The organism is Solobacterium moorei, assembly GCF_036323475.1.
In the GTDB taxonomy this organism is placed as follows: Bacteria; Bacillota_I; Bacilli_A; order Erysipelotrichales; family Erysipelotrichaceae; genus Bulleidia; species Bulleidia moorei.
The window spans coordinates 1635674-1656741 of the sequence record NZ_AP028934.1 but is presented as its reverse complement, the minus strand read 5'-3'; the positions used below and the strand labels follow the sequence as shown (position 1 = coordinate 1656741).

The following is a 21068-nucleotide window of genomic DNA, read 5'->3' as shown; positions in this document are numbered from 1 at the left end:
TATGGCGTATGTACCTATCCCAAAAGACTTAAAGAAGGTAAAAACAAAGGTTGCATTCAACCTGACAAAAAGACAACTCATCGGTTTTACGATTGCAGGACTGATTGGAATACCAATCTATTTATTTATGCGAAAGGTTGTTCCAAATGATATAGCAGTCATCTTTCTCATTGTGTCCACTCTCCCTATATTTTTCATCACTCTTTTTGAAAAGGACGGACTTAGCTTTGAGAAATATTTTAAGTATATTTACCTTCACAAATTTTATCAGCCACAAAAAAGAGTGAGAAAGGAGGTTTACCTTGAAAGACAAAAGAAAGATTCAGCAGCTAAAGTTAGAACAAAACCAAAAGAAGTTAAGAAGTCAAAAACAGGACTTAAAGCAAAATAAGGGAAAGTCTAAAAAAGACAGGGGCGGATTACTTGACCTTATCTTTAGGAAAGAACCGAAAAGATACACTGTTGAAGATACCATTCCCTATCTTAGACTCTTAAAAAGCGGGATATGTCAGATTGATGAAAAGCATTTTAATAAGAGTATCGCCTTTGAGGATATAAACTATCAGCTTGCTTTAGAAGAAGATAGAGATTTGATTTTTAATCAGTTTGCAAATTTCCTTAATTCCTTTGATCCAAGTGTCAGCATAGAGTTTTCATATATCAATCAGCTTGGCAGAAATGAAGAAATGAAATCAGCTATTCAAATACCGGATAAAAAGGACGGTTTTGACGATATACGCCTTGAGTTTAGAGAAATGCTGAAAAGTCAGATTGTAAAGGGAAATAACGGACTGAAAAAATCAAAGTATGTAACCTTTACGGTGGAAGCGGATAATTTAGAGCAGGCAACATCAAAACTGGAAAGACTGGAGATAGATATATTATCAAGTCTTAAAAGTATGGGAGTAAGAGCAGAAAGCCTGAACGGAGAGGAAAGACTAAAGATACTTCATGATGTTTTAAATCCCAATAAGACCTTTGAATTTTCATATAAGGACTTAAAGAAAAAGGAAAGCACAAAGACATATATTGTGCCTGATGAATTTAACTTTACACCGTCAAGGTATTTTAAGTTTGGAAAGTTTATCGGAGCGGCAAGTCATTTTCAAATCCTTGCAAGTGAGCTTTCAGACCGTATGCTTGCCGAGTTTTTGGATATAGATGATAACATCAATATTTCTTTTCACATCAAGGCAATCGAACAGTCAGAAGCCATCAAGATGGTCAAAAGAAAAAATACCGACATTGACAAGATGAAGATTGAGGAAAATAAAAAGGCTGTAAGAAGTGGTTATGATATGGACATTCTTCCAAGTGATTTAATTACCTATGGAGAAGATGTAAAAAGTCTTTTAAAAGATCTCCAGACAAGAGATGAGCGTATGTTTGTCGTAACCATTATCTTTATGAACTTTGCAAGGACAATTCAAAAGCTGGATAATACCATTTCTCAAATCAGCTCCATTGCCAATAAGCATAATTGCAAGTTAAAAAGACTTGATCACTCACAGGAACAGGGATTAATCAGTGTACTTCCACTTGGGGTAAATAAGATTGAAATTGACAGAGGACTAACCTCATCATCTACGGCAGTATTTATGCCTTTTACCACAGAGGAGCTTTTCATAAATTCGGCGAACAGTTTGTATTATGGACTAAATGCCCTAAGTCATAACCTGATTATGGCAGATAGAAAGAAACTGAAAAACCCGAACGGTCTAATCCTCGGAACTCCGGGAAGTGGTAAGTCCTTTAGTGCTAAAAGAGAAATGGCAAATGCGATTCTTACAACCGATGATGATGTGATTATCTGCGATCCGGAGGGCGAGTATGGAAACCTTGTGCGTCAGTTTAAAGGAGAAGTCATAAAGGTAAGCAGTAAGTCAAAGGACTATCTCAATCCCCTTGACATCAATATGAACTATGGCGATGGGGATGCACCACTAAAGGACAAAGCAAACTTTATTATGTCCATGCTGGAGCTTGTTGTAGGTGGCAGCGGTCTTACAGCAGAAGAAAAGTCGGTCATAGATAGATGCCTTCCTAAGATTTATGAAAAGTATTTTGAAAATCCAAAGCCTTATAATATGCCGATTCTTCAAAACCTGTATGATATGTTAAAAAATCAGGAAGAAAAAGTCGGTAAAAAGCTGGCAACGGAAATGGAGATTTATGTAACAGGTTCTCTTAATGTATTTAACCATCAGTCCAATGTGGACTTAAATAAGCAGCTTCTTTGTTTTGACATTAAGGAGTTAGGCTCACAGCTTAAAAAAATCGGAATGCTTGTTATTCAGGATCAGGTGTGGAACAAGGTGTCGCAAAACCGAGGAAATAAGGCTACAAGGTACTATATCGACGAGTTTCACTTATTGTTAAAAGACGAGCAGACAGCTTCCTATTCCGTAGAAATTTGGAAAAGATTTCGTAAGTGGGGAGGAATTCCGACAGGCATTACACAGAATGTCAAAGACCTACTGATGAGTAAGGAGATAGAAAATATCTTTGACAATACGGACTTTGTTTTAATGCTCAATCAGGCTTCAGGCGATAGAGAAATTTTAGCAAGGAAACTTAAAATCTCACAGCCACAGCTAAAATATGTAACCAATTCCAATGCAGGAGAAGGACTTTTGTTCTTTGGAAATACCATTGTCCCTTTCCTTGATAAATTCCCGAAAGACACAATCCTTTATCAGAAGATGACAACTAAGCCTGAAGAAGTGAGGTAGGCTTATGGGAAAGAAACTGAAAAAGGACTTTAAGGAAAGGCAAAGGGCAAGGATTGAAAAGGAAAGGCTGCAAAGTAATGGCAGCATAGAGCCTGAAGAAAGTAAGTTAAAGCATAACGATGATTACAGAGGGAAAATCGTCCATGACAAAGACCGTTTTCAAGATAAGGTTCATGAAAAGGTCAGTAAGAGAATTGCAGAAACTGAATTAAATGGAAAAACTTCTAAAAGAAACGCAAGGTATAGAGCTTCCGATAAGGATAGCGTAGCTTCTGTAACTGAAACAGAAGGTGTAATTTATAAAGAAATTGGAAAAGTTGATTATATTACTGAGGTTAAGGATGGAAAAATCTATGATCCTTTAGGAAAAGACCTCGACAATGATGGGATTGTAGACAGATATGACAATGACTTTAGGGACAGCGACTATTTTGAGTCAACCTATGATGTGGAGGACAATCTTCATCATAAAGTAGAAGATACAAAAGGCTTTTCAAAAAGCCAAAAGGCTCAAAGGAAAAATTATAAGAGAAAAAACTATTCCGATAAGCTCTATACCAGAAAAAAGGACAAAGAAGCCAAAGAGGAAAAGGCTGACAATAAACAAAGGGGAAAAGAAGCCATTCTGGATAGAGAAAAGAAAAACAGGCTTTCTAAAGAACAGGAAAGAACTTTTAGGGATAAGGCTTCTAAGGTGTCCGCTTTATCAGGACTTGCTAAAGGAAGTGAAACTGTAAGAGATTACTTATCACATGGAAGTGATGAAAATCAAGGGGTAGAGGCAGGAGAAAAAACAGCCGATACAAGCTCAAAACTCATTCATGGCATTAAGAACTATTCAGATAAGAAAAGAGCAAAAAAAGGATATGACCTTACGAATAAGGACTATAAAATCAGAAAGCGAAAATCCAAGTTAGAGTTTCGAGATGCCAAAGAGGAGCTAAAAAAGACACAGGAGTATCAAAAAGCAAATAACTTTAAGCGATTTCAAAAGCGAAAGCAGATGAAAGATTCCATTAAAAGGCAGAATAAGTCAAGGCTTAGAGATCGCATTAAGGAAGGGCTTATAGGAAGTCTTAAAAGTTCAAAGGAAGTTATATTAAGAAAAGCGAAGGGACTTATGATTATTTTCATAGGTCTTATTATTTTGGGAACTTTCTTTATCAACTTTGCAGGAACGGGAATGACAGGCTTTATGAACTCCACAAGTTCTGTTCTTACAACAAGCTATTTGTCAAAGCCAAATGTCCTAAATGAAATCAATCAGAACTTTTCCGCTATGGAAAGTGAGCTTCAAAACGAGGTTGATCATGTCAAAGAGAATTATCCCGGATATGACGAGTACATCCTAAATAACACAGAGTACATCGGGCATAATGTACATGAGCTTTTATCCTACATTACATCAAGGTGCGGAGAAGTAAAGAATGTATCGGAAGTAAGCTCTGTATTAAATGAGCTTTTTAAGTCCATGTATGACCTTGAGTATAAGGAAGAAGTAGAAATCAGATACAGGACAGTTACAGAAACCTATACCGATGAAGATGGAAATGAATATACCGAAAGCCATGAAGAACCTTACGAGTACAAGAAACTCATTGTAACCCTTCATAAAAGGGAAATGGACAGCATTATAAAGGAAGTCTTTGCAAACTATCCTGACAATCTGAAACACTATGAAGCTTTATTCCTTGCTCAAGGCAATATGGGAGAAGCCTTTGGTAATAGCGACCTTATTGCTTCCAATGGAGGTATCGGAGGTGGAAAAGAATATGAAGCTTCTACGGAAGTTCAAAAGAAGATTGTAAATGCTGCATACATTACGCCATCTCCGGGTGCAGGCTGGTGTGCTATGTGGGTATCGCAGGTTTATCAAAATGCAGGACTTGGATATATCGGAGGAAATGCCTGTGATATGTACCGAAACCACACCTTTACATCAGATAAATCAAAACTCAAGGTAGGAATGCTTATTGCAGTTGAAAGTAGTAGTAGTGGAAGCAGTGCAGGACTTACCTATGGTCATGTAGGCATTTATATAGGCGATGGCAAGGTAATAGATAATATCGGTCGAATCAGAGTAACAACTTTAGATGATTGGATAGCGTCTTTCTGCAAGCACCATCCAGTAGGCTTCGGCTTTCCGCCAAATGTAAACAGATAAGGAGGACACAATTTGAAAAAAGAACTGACAGCAGTAAAAAACAGAATAAAGAAGTTAAAAGATAAAAAGGCTCTAATTGATGAAGAATTGGAGCCTTTGTTCATTCGTGAGGAAGAACTTGAAAACGAAGAAATTATTGCCATTTGCAGAAAGAACAACATTACAATCAGTGATTTAATGGCAAAAGTAAACAGAGAAAAAGCAGAAATGAAAAAGGAGAAAACAAATGAAAACCAGTTTGAAAAATAAAAGAATTACAGCCATTGTTGTAGCTTTTACCCTGTTAATGGGTGGAGTTTTAGGGGTGTTAAAAGTTGGTGCAAAGACAGTGTTTGCGTCAAATGAACCGCCTGAAAAATATGAAACATATTATGAACTGAAATTTGAGGATCATACTTCAGATGACACCTTTAGAGGATTTTATCATCTCGGAAAAGGAAATAAGGAAGGTCAGCCATTGAACTTTAAATTTTTCTTATCAAAATCCTTTGAAGAAAAGGGCGGTGTAGTTCTCGATAAGTATAATGAAACCTTTACCAATGAGAATATGGACAAGGTAAATCAGTTAGATGATCTAAGATATATGACAAAGAAAACTTATCCATATTATCGAATTCATAATGTAGGGACAGGTGCTTTTACAAGTATCGTTTCTCCAAGAGATAAAGATAATTACTATATTGGAGATATTACAGAAAATGCAGAAGAACGAACTGTAAAAGGAAAGAAAGCAAATGTCATTGTCTATACCTGCCCTGTTCTACAGTTAAATAGAAATATTGAGAAAGTAACGGTTGATTATGAGGGAGAGCTTAAAGAGGAAACAAAGAACGCTATTATTGGCAGAGTAAAGGAAGCAAATCCCAATATCAACAATGTAAAAGAAATTAAGATTGTTAAAGACAAGCTGATTATTGAAACATGGAACAGATTTCATACCGGTGTACCCTACCTTGAATTACCTTTAGAGGATTTATATAAGAGAGTATCGAATGCGTCAACTCAAACAGACAATAAGGATACAAAGGATCAGGAAAGTCAGACAAAAAGTGAAGTAAAGGTCAAATATCAATATCAGGATGGAAAGGTATATAAGGAGTATTCAGCTTATTTTGATAAAAATCAGGTGATTGACGCTTCTGATCTTGAAATGCTTCCTGATAACATGAGCTTTAATGACAATTTTGTAAGCTACAAAGTAAAATGTGATGGAAGCGATAGTATTATCCGAATTGTAAAAAAGTTAGAAAGTAATGCTCAGACGCAGACGGAAAAGCAAAAAACAGAAGATAAGGGAACTCAAACAGAGCTTAGCAAAGATGATATTTCCAAAATGGAAAAGGAATCTAAGGAACTTCAGGAAAAACTTGATAAGCTAAGTCAGGAGATTAAGGACAAGGATAAATTAAGCGACAAGCAAAAGGAGAAAATCAAAGACCTTGAGGAAAAAATAGATAAGCTGAAGGAAAAACTTGAAAAGGGCAAAGACGATAAGGACTTATCGGCGGATATGAAAAAGGAGATAGACAAGCTAACTGAGAAAATTAAGGAGCTTGAGAAAAAGACGAATGAGGTTGGCAAGGCTACAGTTACGCATAATCCTACTGTAACACCAATCAGCCCTATCTCCGGAATGAAAACAGGAACAGGAAACTTTCCTCAAACATCTGTAAGTGATACGGGTAAAGGCTCATCATCACAGGATAATACAGGAAAGATTACAAAGGACACAAATGTTGACAAGACCGATGGAAAAGAAAAAGAAGTTCGTTATCCCAATAAGCTGACACCGAAACAGCCTGCCAATAACAGCGGTCAGGATTCCTCTATGGATGGTTCAAGTAAGAATGTAAATACCAATAAAGGAGTTGCTTCTGCTCCATCAAAGGCACGAGGAACTGTTACGGAAAATAAGGATAATGCGAACAAGGATTATCCGATTCATCATGGAGATAGCAGTGATAAGAAAGAAACGGACATGTATTCAGCGGACGCAAGACAGTTTGTTACCTTTACTACTAAGAATGGCAAGACTTTCCATCTAATCATCAATCACGATGAGGATAGCGAGAATGTCATGCTCCTAACAGAAGTATCAGAAGATGATCTTCTCAATATGGTTGAAAAGAAAGAAGCTCCGAAACAGGAAATTAAAAAGGAAGAACCTGAAAAAGAAGAACCTAAGCCAGTAAAAAAGGAAGAAAGCAGCAATATGGGAACCTACTTAATTCTCATTCTTGTAGTAGCAGGAGCATTAGGTGCAGGATATTATTTCAAGGTCGTTAAGAAAAAAGAAGATAAGGAGCTTGAAGGCTTTGAGGAGGAAGATGATGATTTCTTTTCAGAGGCAGAAGAAAGTGAAAATGAAGTAGATGAAACAGAAACAGAAGATAAAGAAGATGAATTGGAATAAATTTGCACCCAAAACTATACAATATTTGGTGCAAAAGACAGGGCGGGAGAGTAACATCTTCCGCCCTATTATTTTGAAAAACAGGAGGAAAAAATAGATGAATTTAGTAATTGCTGAAAAGCCAAGTGTTGCAATTTCTATTGCAAAAGTGATCGGAGCAACAAAGAAGAAAGACGGATATTATGAAGGAAACGGATATAAGGTAAGCTGGTGTGTTGGACATTTAATTAAAATGGCAAATCCGGAAAGCTATGATGAAAAGTATGCTAAGTGGAATATGGCGGATTTACCGATTATTCCAAAGGAATATAAGTATGAGATTGCAAAGTCCACAAAGAAACAATTTACGATTCTTAAAAAGCTGATGAATGATAAGGATATAGACATCGTGATAAATGCCTGCGATGCAGGGCGTGAAGGAGAATCCATCTTCAGGCTTGTATATAATCAGGCAAATTGTAAAAAGAAGATGAAGCGTCTTTGGATTTCATCAATGGAAGATAGTGCCATAAAAGAGGGCTTTGATAACCTAAAAGATGGAAGTTCTTACGATAATCTATTTGAGTCTGCACAAGCAAGAGCAATAGCAGATTGGCTTGTGGGAATGAATTTAAGCAGACTGTATTCGTGTCTATACAAGCAAAATTACAGTGTGGGCAGAGTGCAGACACCTACCCTTGCAATGATTGTAAAAAGAGATGATGAGATAGCCAATTTCAAGAAAGAAAAATATTTTACAGTGGAATTAAGCCTTAATGGCTTTACACTATCAACAGATAGAATTGATGATGAAATAACAGCGGAACAGCTCTTAAATTTAGTAGGCGATAAGATAGAAATTACCGATGTTATTCAAAAGGAAAAGATAACAAAGCCTGAGCTGCCATTTGACCTTACGACGCTTCAAAGAGAGTGCAATAAATATTTTGGATACTCAGCTAAGCAGACACTTGATTATGCTCAAAGTCTTTACGAAAAGAAACTGATTACCTATCCAAGAACAGACAGCAGATGCCTTACGGAAGATATGATTGTAAGTACGGTTAATAACATTTTAGGAAAGAATGATTTTGACACAGAGCGTATCAAGACGGTATTTAATTCTAAAAAGGTTACAGACCATCATGCGATTATACCGACAGCAAGCAGTATGAATGAGAACTTAACTTCTCTTCTGGAAAGTGAATTGAAGGTATATGAACTTATTTTAAATAAGCTACATGCAAGTGTAGGCTATCCTTTAATTGAGAATACAACGAAGATTGTGGCTGAATTTGATGGATTTGAATTTACAAGTAGTGGAAAGGTGATTGTAGATGATGGCTTTACCAATTACCTAAACGAATATGCGAAAAAGAAAAATGAAGATACAGTGCTTCCGGATGTAAAGATTGGTTATAGTCTTGATATTAAAGATAAAGAGATAAAAGAAAAATACACTCAACCAGCTAAGCATTTTACGGAAGATCTTCTCCTAAAGGCGATGGAGCTTGCAGGAAATGACGCATTGGAAAAAGGTGTAGAAGTTGAGCGAAAAGGACTTGGAACACCTGCAACAAGAGCAGGGATTATTGAAAATCTGATTTTCAAGGGATTTGTAGAAAGAGATAAAAAGAACCTTATTGCTACACATAAGGGAATCAGCCTTGTAACGATTGTAGCCGATACTTTTAAATCAGCAGAAACAACAGCAAAGTGGGAAATGGAGTTATCGGATATTGCACAGGGGCAATCTTCAAAGGAAAACTTTTTAGAAGCGATTGAAAATGAGATAAAAGAAGTGGTTTCCACTTATACCAAGTAAGATGCCACTAATTTCAAGGTGGAAAAAATGCCCTAAAAATGATATAATATAAGGTAATCAATTTAATGATTGAGAGGTGATTATGTGTCTAAAATAAATGTTGAAGGTTCAGAAATCAGCATTATTGCCATAGATAATAGGGACTACATTTCTTTGACAGATATGGTTAGAAATATTGAGAACGGTTCTGCTTTAATAGAAAAATGGCTTAGAAACAAGAACACAATAGAGTTTTTAGGTATTTGGGAAGAAATGTATAATACAAATTTTAATTCCCCCGAATTCGAGGGAATTAAAAATGAAGCAGGATTTAATCGATTCATTTTATCTGTTAAGCAGTGGAGGGATTAATGATGCAAAAAATAAAAGTGTGTAATTCACTAGCAAAAATACGAAAAAGTAAAGGATATACCCAAATTCAATTATCGGAGTTGACTGGTATTTCGCAGCAGTATATAAGTAGTGTGGAAAGAGGTATAATAGTTCCGACAATACAGAGAGCAATTCAGTTGGCAGAAGTTTTGGGAGAGTGTTATGGGAATATTTTTTACAAATGCATAAAAGGTTGAGGTTATAATAATGAAGAAAAAAAATATATTAAAAATATTGTTATTCATATACTTGATTTTGTTGTCTTGGCTAGTTCTTTTTAAGCTAGGTTTTTCTATTAGTGATATGAGGAGGGTTAGAGACGTAAACTTTATTCCTTTCTATTATGACAATATTATAGAAGGAGATTTGTTTTGGTTAGAACCTATTTTTAATATGTTAATATTTATTCCTTTTGGAATTTTAATAAAAAAAATAAGTTGTGGTATTAAAATTAACCAGGCATTTTTAATTTTTCTAGTAGTAAGTTTATTTTTTGAAATAATGCAGTATATTATGTCTATTGGGGCATCAGATATAACAGATGTGATAACAAATGTTTTAGGTGGTGTAATTGGTTTTTTAGTTGCAGACATTTTCACTAAGAGAAAAAATAATTAGTATACAACTTCAAGTTGAGCTTTTTGCAAAATATTATCGAATATTATTTTTCAATAATATAGTGCATGAGCGAGATGTCAAAAGAGCAAGATATGTTGTTCAGCGTATAGAAGTTTATTTTAACTATATAGGCAGATTTGAGAATGAACTCACAAAACAAATATAGCCAACAGAACAAGAAATGATACAGATGAGAGAAGAAATTGAAGAAGCAAAGAAAGAAAAATCACTAGCCTACCATAGAGAATATTCCAAAAAATACTGAGCTAAAAATATTGAAAAATTTAGAGAGTATGAGAAAGTAAAAGCAAGGGAATATAGAGCAAGAAAAAAGCTACAATCCACAACTTAAAATCAATACCGAAAACGAAAAACAAAATATAAGCAAGAGAAAAAGAGGTTTCCTAAGTGCAGGAAATCTTTTTTTGTGGAAGTCGAAATGATGAACTAAATGGCAGAAAACGAAAAAACAGACATGAAAGAAATACGGGATGAATAACAACTACAACATCAAAAGCCTGATGGAATTAAAAAAAGATAAATGGTAAGGTGGCTAAATCAACAGATAAGTTAATACACATAAGGGAATCAGCCTTGTAACGATTGTAGCCGATACTTTTAAATCAGCAGAAACAACAGCAAAGTGGGAAATGGAGCTATCGGATATTGCACAGGGAAAATCTTCAAAGGAAAATTTTTTAGAAGCGATTGAAAATGAGATAAAAGAAGTGGTTTCCACTTATATCAAGTAATATGACACTAATTTCAAGCTGGAAAAAATGCCCTAAAAATGATATAATCTTTTGTAGGAAAAGTAGGGAGAAAGGAAACAGGTATGAAAGATACATTTATGGATACTGCAAAAGTTATGTCAAAAGGGCAGGTTACTATTCCAAAAAGGATAAGAGAACTTTTGGACTTACAAAATGGAGATTATGTTACTTTTGTAGTTAATAACGATAAAGTGCAAATTCAAAACTCCAAAATTTTTATTGAAGAAAATATTGATAAATAACAGTATATTTATAGAGGTAAATAATGGATAAAGATAAGATGGTATTGCAGAATACAAATGTGGGAAAAGATAATCATCAGTTTGATGATATTGTTAAGATTATCGAAGGTGCAAAGGATCGTGCTTATAGAAAAGTCAACGAAGAACTGATTTTGATGTATCAGGAAGTGGGAAAGTATATAAGTGAGAAAAGCAAAGAAGCAAGTTATGGATCAAATTTTGTGGAAAATGTTGCTGATTTTTTCTCTGAAAATTATCCTGATCTAAAAGGGTTTACTCGCAGAGGACTTTATAGAATGAAGCAATTCTACGAGTTATATAAGGACGATGAAAAAGTGTCACCACTGGTGACACAATTGAGTTGGACAAATCACTTGAAAATAATGTCTGGTTCAAAAAGCAAGGAAGAAAGACAATTTTATATTGAACTGGCAGTCAGAGAAAAGTATTCAAAGCGTGAGTTGGAAAGACAAATGGATAGTGGTTATTATGAGAGGTATATGCTTTCAAGCGGTGAGAGCTTGCCTGCCACACAAAAGGCAAAGAAAGAAACACATAATTTGTTTATGGACAGCTATGTCTTGGAATTTCTTGATGCACCAAAGATTGGAAGTGAAAGAGATTTTCAAAAATCAATTCTTGAAAATCTGAAGAATTTCATATTGGAAATTGGTAAAGATTTCTCATTCATAGGAAATGAATACAGGGTACAGGTTGGCAATCATGATTACTATATAGATTTATTATTCTATCATAGAGGGTTATCTTGCTTAGTTGCATTTGAACTAAAGATAGGGGAGTTTAAACCGGAATATATAGGCAAAATGAACTTGTATTTAGAAGCATTAGATAGAGAAGTAAAAAAGAAAACTGAAAATCCAAGTGTCGGTGTTATTCTTTGTGCTTCAAAAGATGATGAGGTTGTAGAATTTGCACTTAGTAGAAGCCTTTCTCCTACTATGGTATCGGAATACACCTTAAAACTAATAGATAAGAACCTGTTGCAAAGAAAGCTGAAAGAGTATACAGAAATTGCAGAAGAAGAAAATGAGTAGAAAAATAGCATTGAGGAATTTATAAAACATTAAGTTGCAGCACACAGAATTTAAAGGTGATTAGAGTAAAATCTAACCGCCTTTTTTGTTTGTAAAAAAGAAGGAGGTAAATATGCGAATAAATGATTTTCATAACATTTTGGAGCTTATAAAACAAGATGTTCTGCAGAGTGAAGCAGAGTATCTGAAGCTCTTAAAAGTTGTCGGGAACAATCAGAAGTACGATTTTAGAAGTCAGTTAAGTATTTATGATAAAAATCCTGAAGCGACAGCTTGTGCCAAGTTTGATTACTGGAGAGAACGCTTTAACAGAACGGTTATGCGTGGACAAAAAGGTATCCCCATTTTAGAGGATTATGGCACATACAAAAAAGTGGACTATATCTTTGATATAAGTCAGACTGTTTCAAGAAACCGAGATGTCAATGAGGTAAATCTTTGGAGATTTGATAAAGAAGCTCATAGAGATGTATTAAAAGAAATGATAAAAGCTGAGGGCTATGAAGAAAGCGAAAGCACCTTAGAAAATATCTTTTCTTTAAGCAGGTTCTACGGAGATGAAAAAATAGATAGCTTGATAAATGAGCTTAGAATATCCGATGAGGACAGAATATCTTTTACTAAATTTGTTAGGGATTCAGTAAGCTATGCAGTAGCTTCAAGATTTAAGTTAGACTATCCTATGGATAATGAACTTTTAAAGGAAAACTTTGCAATGCTTGACAGTATTTCCCTTATGAGCTTGGGAGAAATCGTATCAGACATTAGTGGAAATATAATTGATGCGACCATTCAAAAGAGTAAAGAGTTAGAGCTGCAAAAAGAAGTTTTAAGAGGTAAAGAAGCAGGATATAATAAAATAAAAGAAGAATTAGAGGAGGTAGAAGAAAATGTACTTCGACGAGATGATCAGGAAAGAATTAGTGAAAACGAGCGAATTTTCCGAAATGGAGAGTACGGACGAGATAATAGAGAAAATCAAAGAGAATACACTGAATCAGTTAGAGGAAGAGACGGACTTTATGAGGGAATATCCGAATCCGACATACGCAGTGATGAGGCTGGATTATCTTTCAAGCAGCGAGGAGCAGAGCAACTTCGAGATGTTAGTGGATCTATACAAGGAGAAGAAGCTGACAAAACACCTGATGGATACTCAGAAACAGGCGATAGAGTTTATGAGAGCAGAGAAGCCGAAACTGATGATGGCTTGGCAGATAGAGGACGAGAGCCATCCGCAGTACAAAGCAATGATTTCAGCCCTCAAAGAAATGACAATCAAGGAAGTAGTGGAAATCTAAAAGAAAATACGGATAAAGAGATAAGAGAAGCTGATAAGGCTTCTTTTTCTTTACCCGAAAACAGATCAGGACAGATTAAACTTACAATACCTCTTACTCAAAATGATATTGACAGTATTCTTGTAAACGGTGGAAACCATGAGGGCGAAAGACTTCCTATCATTGCTGAATTTTCCAAAGGTAAAACAGTAGAAGCATTGGGAGAATACCTTAAAGATACATTTAGAGGTGGAAACGGTTTATTTCTTAATGGAGCAGAAGTATCTTCCTGGTATTCGGATAAAGGCATTCATTTAGCTTATGGAACTTCTGCAAGAGAAGATGATACGCAAATTTTAAGCTGGAGTAATGCTGCAAGAAGAATCAGTGAGCTTTTAGAAACAGGAGAGTTTGCTGCAAATATAGAGCTTTTGGAAGCACAGGACTATGAAAGAGATAGAGTTTCAGAATCGCTATGGTATCTATACCACGATTTAAGTGAAGAAGGAAAAGCACAGGGTTATTTTGACTTTATAGAAAGAGGTGGAGGCTTTCCGAAAGAAACAGGAGTGCTATCCGAAAAACTTAAAAATCCCGACTACCTAAAAAATGTTATTTCTGAATATGGTCGTTTCTTGAGAGCATATAGAGAGGATAGGGGCATACTAAGGTTTCATTATCACAAGGTAGATAGCCTTTATCAGAAATTACAGGAGCTTGCACTTCCAAGAAAGGAATATATCTCTAACCTAACTGAACTTCCAAAAGTACATGGCTTTATTACAGAAGATGAAGTCCTTGCTACGATTTCAAGGGGAAGTGGAGTCGATAAGGGAAAAGAGCGAATTACTAAGTTTTTCAAAGAAAATCATACCTTGCAGGAAAAAGCAAATTTCTTAAAAGATGAGTATGGAATCGGAGGTCATTCTCATGCTGTTTCAGGAGCAAAGGGAAGTGATGAATGGCACGATGCAAAGGGACTTAAATTACAGAAGAATCATTGTAACGATGTATTTCTTACATGGTCAAATGTAGCAAAGCATATAGACGAGCTGCTTTCAAAAAATCTTTATCTTGAAGAAAAGGACATTGAAAGAAAGGATGAGATAGAAGAACAAAAAGAGCCAAGCTATTATTCTAAAGATGATCCAAATAATCTAATGACTGATGAAATGCTTGAGAAAGTTCCTGAGCTTTATGCACAAGAGGATGTCGCTTTAGCGGATAAACAGGTTCATGCAGCATATATCATTCCATTTAGAAGCAACTGGACTTGGTATATGACGGAGTACGATAGAGAAAGCAAAGACGCTTTTGGACTTGTTTTAGGAATTGAACCTGAATGGGGATATTTTAATCTTGATGAACTAAAGGAATTAAATGCCCAAAGGCTTGTTTTAGAGGATTTCCCAAAGACCTTTAGAGAACTGAAAGATAGTGAACTTAAAAAGCAGATGGATGAGCAGGAGCTTCAGCATGTTTTTAACGGAGAACTTAGCTTTGAGGACAATATTGCAGAGCTTGAAGCACCTGAAGAAGTAGAAGAAAGAATACAAGCAGAACCTTTTCAGGCTACCTTATTAGATTATCTAAAGGAAAAAGAAGAAGTAGAGCTTAACGAAAAAGAGGACAGCCCTTTAGATGAGTTTGCAGTTCAAGAAGGCGATACCGTCTATTTTAATCATGAGGAGTACAAAGTAAGGGAGATTTCTAAAAATCAAATCACAGGAAGAAATGATTTGTGGCTTGATCCTGCAAGGCAAGGTAATCATCAAATACCGATTGTATCCTTTACTGATAATGAGGATTTATTAAGACAAGTAAGTCTTGAAAGACCTGAATTTATCATCGGCGATGAAGTGAAATATAAGGGAAAAGACTATACCATCACAAGATTTGATGATATGGGAAATAACCTAAACACAGTAACGGTTAAGGATAATACCGAATATCTTGGAGGTATGATTACAGGCTCCGATGTAATTCCTTATCGTAAGGAAAGTGAGCTTGATAAAATCTTTGAAAATCTGACTTATATAAAATCCGAAAAGACTTTTGAGGAAGCAGAGATAAAGAAAAATCAGGCTCACAATTTCAAGATTACAGAAGAAACGCTTCCTTCAAAGTTATCTCCAAGTGAGAGGTTAAACAATAATCTTGAAGCAATCTCTATGCTTAACAGAGTGGGAAGCGGAGAACGAGAGCTTGATATTACAGCTCAGGAAGTTTTAGCGAAATATGTTGGTTGGGGTGGACTTGCTGATGTCTTTGATGAAAGTAAGGATGGACAGTGGAAAGAGGCAAGAGCTTTCTTAAAGGAAAATCTATCGTCATCAGAATATGAAGCTGCAAGAGAATCAACCTTAACGAGCTTTTACACACCGAAAACCGTTATTGATGGCGTATATAAGACACTTTCAGGTATGGGATTTAAACAGGGCAATATCCTTGAACCGTCAATGGGTGTTGGGAACTTTATCGGTAATCTACCTGATGAAATGAATAAGTCAAAATTTTATGGTGTGGAACTTGATTCGGTAAGCGGGCGTATTGGAAAGCTGCTATACCCTGAAAGTGATATACAGGTTAAGGGACTTGAAGAAACGGGATTTTCCAACAACTTCTTTGATATCGCAATCGGAAATGTTCCATTTGGAGAGTATAAGGTAAATGACAGGGAATACAATCGTAATAACTTTCTTATTCACGACTACTTCTTTGCAAAATCCATTGATAAGGTTAGAAATGGTGGCGTTATCGCCTTTATCACATCTTCAGGAACGATGGATAAAAAAGACGAAAGTGTTAGAAGGTATCTCGCAGCAAGAGCCGAATTTTTAGGAGCAATAAGGCTTCCAAACGATACCTTTAAGGGCGTAGCCGGCACAGAAGTTACTTCAGATATTATCTTCTTAAAGAAAAGAGATAGTGTATTAGAGCGAGATGAGGACTGGATACACCTTGCGGAAGATGAAAATGGACTTTCATATAACAAATACTTTGTCGATCATCCTGAGCAGGTGCTTGGTTCTATGCGTGAAGTTAGCGGAAGGTTTGGGAAAACTCTAACTTGTGAACCGATAGCTTTTTTAGGTACAGAGATAAATATGGCTTCGTTAAAGGATCGTATCGAGATTGCAGGAGAAAGAATTTCAAAAGATGCCAAGTATGAAGAAATAGAGCTACTTGATGATGAAATAACTTCTATCCCTGCAACCGATGATGTAAAGAACTTCTCATACACCTTGATTGATGATGAAGTCTATTACAGAGAAAATTCACTCTTTATTAGAAAGGAAGTATCAGACAAGAATAAAGAAAAAATCAAGGATTACCTTGAGCTGAATGCTGCCTTAAAAGATGTGATTTACAAGCAGAAAGAAGATTTTAGCGAAGAAGAAATCAAGGTTTCACAGGAAAAACTAAATGAAGTCTATGATAACTTTTCAAAGAAGCATGGCTTTGTCAATAATTTAAGCAATACCAGAGCCTTGAAAGAAGATAGTAACTTCCCTCTTGTTTCCTCCATAGAAATCCTTGATGAAGAAGAAAATTTCAAGGCAAAGGGAGATATTTTCTCCAAAAGAACTATTACAAAGGCTAAAGTTATAGACCATGTGGATACTTCTTTAGAAGCCCTTGTCTTATCGGTGTCTGAAAAAGGCTATGTGGATTTTGACTATATGGGAAGTCTTACAGGAAAAGACAGACCGACTTTGATTGAGGAGCTTCGAGGGGAAATCTACCTAAATATTAGAGAGGAACAAAACTTTTACAGACCGCTTTCCTTTAACTTAGAAGATGGTGATTTACCTTTTGCCTGTGCCAATGGCAGTAATTCCTATAAATATGGCTATGTAACAAAGGATGAATATTTAAGTGGAAATATCAGGGATAAGATTGCCATAGTAGACAGTTACTTATCAAAGCTCAGACAAACGGAAAGAGAACTCCCTCATCTTGGTTTTGCCGAGAATGGAAAAGAGAAAGAGCTGATAAGCTATGAAATGAACCGTTTGGAATACCAAAAAGCAGAGCTTACCAAAGTTCTTCCAAAGGAACTTGAAGCAAGTGAAATCAATGTGCGTCTTGGTGCAACTTGGATACCGATTAAAGATATTGAGAAATTCATCTTTGAAACGCTAAAAACTCCGGGGTATGCCAAATGGGATATTAAGGTTAAATTTTCCAATCTTACAAGCGAATGGAATGTAGAAGGAAAAAGCAGGGACAGAGGAAATGACCTTGCTGAAATGACCTTTGGTACATCAAGGGTAAATGCCTATAAGCTGATTGAAGATGCCTTAAACCTTAAAGAAACAAAGGTATTTGACCAAATTGTAAATCCGGACGGCTCTAAAACTTCTGTCTTAAATAAAAAAGAAACCATGCTTGCAGGACAAAAGCAGGAGCTATTAAAAGAAGAATTTAAGAACTGGATATTTAACGATCAGGAAAGAAGAAGCCGTCTTGTAAAACTGTATAACGAGCGTTTTAACTCCATCCGTAACAGAGAATATGATGGAAGCAATCTTTCTTTTGAAGGAATGAATACGGAGATTGATTTAAGAACTCATCAAAGAAATGCCATAGCAAGAAGTCTTTATGGAGGAAATACCTTACTTGCCCATGTAGTAGGAAGTGGAAAGACCTTTGAAATGGTAGCTTCTGCAATGGAAAGTAAAAGGCTTGGGATGTGCAGTAAGTCCTTGTTTGTTGTCCCAAATCACCTAACAGGGCAAATCGGTCGAGAGTTTATGCAGCTATATCCGTCAGCTAACATTATGGTGGCTGATAAGAAAGACTTTGAGCCGAAAAACAGAAAGAGATTTATCGGAAAGATTGCCACAGGGGAATATGATGCGGTTGTTATCGGACATACGCAGTTTGAAAAAATCCCCATGTCAAAGGAATATCAGGAGAAGCACATCCAAGATCAGATTGATGAAATCGTAAACTATGTAGAAGAATACAAGCATGACAGAAACCAAAACTTTACAGTAAAACAGCTTGAAAAGACAAAGAAAAAACTGGAAACAAGGCTTGAGAAATTAAATGATGATTTTAAGAAAGACGATGTGATTACCTTTGAGGAACTGGGAGTTGATAAGCTCTTTGTTGACGAGGCACATGGCTTTAAGAACCTTTATCTCTATACAAAAATGAGAAATGTTGCAGGTATCGGACAGTCAGAAGCCTTTAAGTCCTCTGATATGTTTATGAAATGCCGCTACATGGATGAAATGACAGGCGGCAAAGGCGTGGTTTTTGCAACAGGAACACCTGTAAGTAACTCAATGACCGAGCTTTATACTATGCAAAGGTATCTTCAGTATGAAAGTCTTAAAAAGAACGGACTGGAGCATTTTGACTCATGGGCTTCCACTTTTGGAGAAACACAATCCTCCTTTGAATTGTCTCCGGAAGGAACAGGATACAGGGTAAAGACGAGATTTTCAAAGTTCTATAACTTGCCTGAGCTTATGTCTATGTTTAAGGAAGTTGCTGATATTCAGACGGCAGATATGCTTAATCTTCCTACACCTGAAGCTAACTACGAGGTTATTAAGACAGAGCCTTCTGAAGAACAAAAGGAAATCCTAAAGAGCCTTTCTAAAAGAGCAGATGATGTCAGAAATAGGGTTGTAGAGCCAGATGTTGATAATATGCTTAAAATTACCAATGATGGTAAGAAACTTGCCTTGGATCAGCGTTTAATCAATCCACTTCTTCCTGATAATCCTGATAGCAAGGTCAATGTATGCGTGAAAAATGTATTTGCTATTTGGGATAATACAAAAGAAAACAGGTCAACACAGCTACTTTTTTCTGATATGTCCACTCCAAAAGGAGATGGAGAATTTAACATCTATGATGATATTAGAGAAAAACTTGTAGCTATGGGAATACCGAAAGAAGAAATCGCCTTTATACATGAAGCAAATTCAGACAAACAGAAAGATGAACTCTTTGCGAAAGTAAGAAAAGGCGAAGTTCGCATCTTAATGGGTTCAACGCAGAAGATGGGAGCAGGAACGAATGTGCAAAATAAACTGATTGCTTTGCATGACCTCGATGTGCCTTGGCGTCCTGCTGACTTAGAGCAAAGAGCAGGGAGAATTGTAAGACAGGGGAACGAAAATGAGAAAGTAAATATCTATCGTTATGTTACAGAGAATACATTTGACAGCTACTTATGGCAGACGATAGAGAATAAGCAGAAATTCATTTCTCAGATTATGACCAGTAAGACTCCCGTCAGAGTTGCAGAAGATGTGGACGAAAGCTCACTTAACTATGCAGAGATTAAAGCACTTGCCACTGGCGATCCTAAGATTAAAGAAAAGATGGACTTGGATAATGAGGTTACAAAACTTAAAATGCTTGAAGCAAACTATAAGTCTAACCGTTACAGATTAGAGGATAAGGTGGCAAAAAACTACCCGGATGAAATCGCAAGAACGGAAAAGCTCATTGAAGCTGTCAAAAAAGATATATCCAATGTAGATCCAAAAGCGGAAGGTGAGGAAAAGTTTACTTCTATTACCATTGCAGGCGAAAAAATTACCGATAAGAAATTAGCCGGAGAAAAGCTACTTGAAGCCATTTCTAAAGTGAAAATCAATGAAAGCAAGGTTATAGGTAAGTATAGGAATATGGATTTAGAGGTAAGTTATAACTTCTTTACCAATGAACATAACTTTAGCCTAAATGGTGCTGCAAAGCATTCAGGAGAGCTTGGAACAAGTGCGGATGGTAACATTACAAGACTTGATAACGCTCTTGAGAAAATGCCCGAGAAATTAAACAGGCTTGAAGAAAAACTTATCAGTACAAAGGAACAGCTTGAAAATGCCAAAGAAGAATTAAAGAAACCTTTTGAAAAGGCAGATGAGTTAAAATCAAAAGTGCTTCGCTTGGCAGAGTTAAATAAGCTCCTTGATATGGGAGAAGTGGAAGAAATGAGAAATGATAATCCCCTTGTAGAAGATGTAAAAAGAGCTATCATAGACTTTTGCAACAGAGAATATGAAGAAAACCATAGTTATGATGAATTTAATACTCTATATCCTGACCAAAAGCACATCGGCATCGCCTATACCAATACACCGGATGAAAGACATGGTATTCAATATGAGCTTGATTTAGAGGAGAAAACATGGACACAGTATATTGATGATACTCCTATCAAAACAGAGAGCTTCGACTATGAAAACAAGGGAGAGAATGAAGCTCTAAGGAATATGAAAAATGAAATAGAGCTATCCTCTTTTGAAGATTTAGTCTATGTGGATTCCGAAGACTTAAAGGCAGCAACAGGACTTGATATTGATGATGAAGGAAACTTCTATGATCCACTTTCTAAAGACCTTGATAATGACGGTATTCCTGACAGATATGACAATGACTTTAAGGACAGTGATTATTTTGAGTCAACCTATGATGTGGAGGACAATCTTCATAGCAAAGAAGAAATCGCACAAAAATCTGAGGATAAGCCATCTATTTTAGGGCAGATAAGAGCCTATCAAAATGAAAGTAAAACAGAAGAAAAGCAGAAAACAAAAGAACAGGAAATTTTAAGATAAGGGAGCGAACAGCTCCCTTTTACCAT

The 21068-nt window shown here is 36.0% G+C and carries 13 protein-coding genes; all 13 read left to right on the top strand.

What is annotated here, in order from left to right; all coding sequences use genetic code 11:
• Position 1 precedes the first annotated feature (1 nt).
• The 13 genes from RGT18_RS08250 to RGT18_RS08185 all read left to right on the top strand — a co-directional run bounded on the left by RGT18_RS08250 (position 2) and on the right by RGT18_RS08185 (position 21042).
• Positions 2 to 391, top strand: a complete 390-nt coding sequence (locus RGT18_RS08250; protein ID WP_000332197.1) for a PrgI family protein — start codon at positions 2 to 4, stop codon at positions 389 to 391.
• Complete coding sequence (locus RGT18_RS08245; protein WP_338175900.1) at positions 303 to 2732, top strand: VirB4-like conjugal transfer ATPase, CD1110 family; 2430 nt, start codon at positions 303 to 305, stop codon at positions 2730 to 2732. The genes RGT18_RS08250 and RGT18_RS08245 overlap by 89 nt, the downstream gene beginning before the upstream one ends.
• Positions 2733 to 2736: 4 nt before the next feature.
• Entirely contained in the window at positions 2737 to 4896 is a 2160-nt protein-coding gene (locus RGT18_RS08240; RefSeq protein ID WP_338175899.1) for a CHAP domain-containing protein, read from the top strand.
• A gap of 12 nt (positions 4897 to 4908) precedes the next feature.
• Entirely contained in the window at positions 4909 to 5145 is a 237-nt protein-coding gene (locus RGT18_RS08235; protein ID WP_002843607.1) for a hypothetical protein, read from the top strand.
• Positions 5123 to 7309, top strand: a complete 2187-nt coding sequence (locus tag RGT18_RS08230; protein ID WP_338175898.1) for a CD1107 family mobile element protein — start codon at positions 5123 to 5125, stop codon at positions 7307 to 7309. The genes RGT18_RS08235 and RGT18_RS08230 overlap by 23 nt, the downstream gene beginning before the upstream one ends.
• 97 nt (positions 7310 to 7406) lie before the next feature.
• Positions 7407 to 9113 carry a DNA topoisomerase 3 gene (locus tag RGT18_RS08225; protein ID WP_338175897.1) on the top strand — a complete coding sequence of 569 codons (1707 nt, stop codon included), beginning with the start codon at positions 7407 to 7409 and terminating at the stop codon, positions 9111 to 9113.
• An 84-nt stretch (positions 9114 to 9197) separates the two neighbouring features.
• Positions 9198 to 9464 carry a KilA-N domain-containing protein gene (locus tag RGT18_RS08220; RefSeq protein WP_028077751.1) on the top strand — a complete coding sequence of 89 codons (267 nt, stop codon included), beginning with the start codon at positions 9198 to 9200 and terminating at the stop codon, positions 9462 to 9464.
• Positions 9464 to 9682 (top strand): helix-turn-helix domain-containing protein, encoded by a 219-nt coding sequence (locus RGT18_RS08215; protein ID WP_204367744.1) that lies wholly within the window; start codon positions 9464 to 9466, stop codon positions 9680 to 9682. Before RGT18_RS08220 ends, RGT18_RS08215 begins: the two co-directional genes overlap by 1 nt.
• A 10-nt stretch (positions 9683 to 9692) precedes the next feature.
• A complete protein-coding gene (locus RGT18_RS08210; protein ID WP_051240920.1) occupies positions 9693 to 10103 on the top strand; it encodes a VanZ family protein in 411 nt (136 codons plus the stop codon).
• Positions 10104 to 10164: 61 nt separating this feature from the next.
• Complete coding sequence (locus RGT18_RS13160) at positions 10165 to 10269, top strand: DUF4368 domain-containing protein (protein WP_479631615.1); 105 nt, start codon at positions 10165 to 10167, stop codon at positions 10267 to 10269.
• A 669-nt stretch (positions 10270 to 10938) separates the two neighbouring features.
• Positions 10939 to 11118: an AbrB/MazE/SpoVT family DNA-binding domain-containing protein gene (locus RGT18_RS08195; protein WP_000655432.1), complete on the top strand. Its 180-nt coding sequence runs from the start codon at positions 10939 to 10941 to the stop codon at positions 11116 to 11118.
• 23 nt (positions 11119 to 11141) lie between these two features.
• Positions 11142 to 12173 carry a PDDEXK nuclease domain-containing protein gene (locus RGT18_RS08190; protein WP_004819947.1) on the top strand — a complete coding sequence of 344 codons (1032 nt, stop codon included), beginning with the start codon at positions 11142 to 11144 and terminating at the stop codon, positions 12171 to 12173.
• Between the two features lie 112 nt (positions 12174 to 12285).
• Positions 12286 to 21042, top strand: a complete 8757-nt coding sequence (locus RGT18_RS08185) for a helicase-related protein (RefSeq protein WP_028077753.1) — start codon at positions 12286 to 12288, stop codon at positions 21040 to 21042.
• The last annotated feature ends 26 nt before the right edge of the window (positions 21043 to 21068 follow it).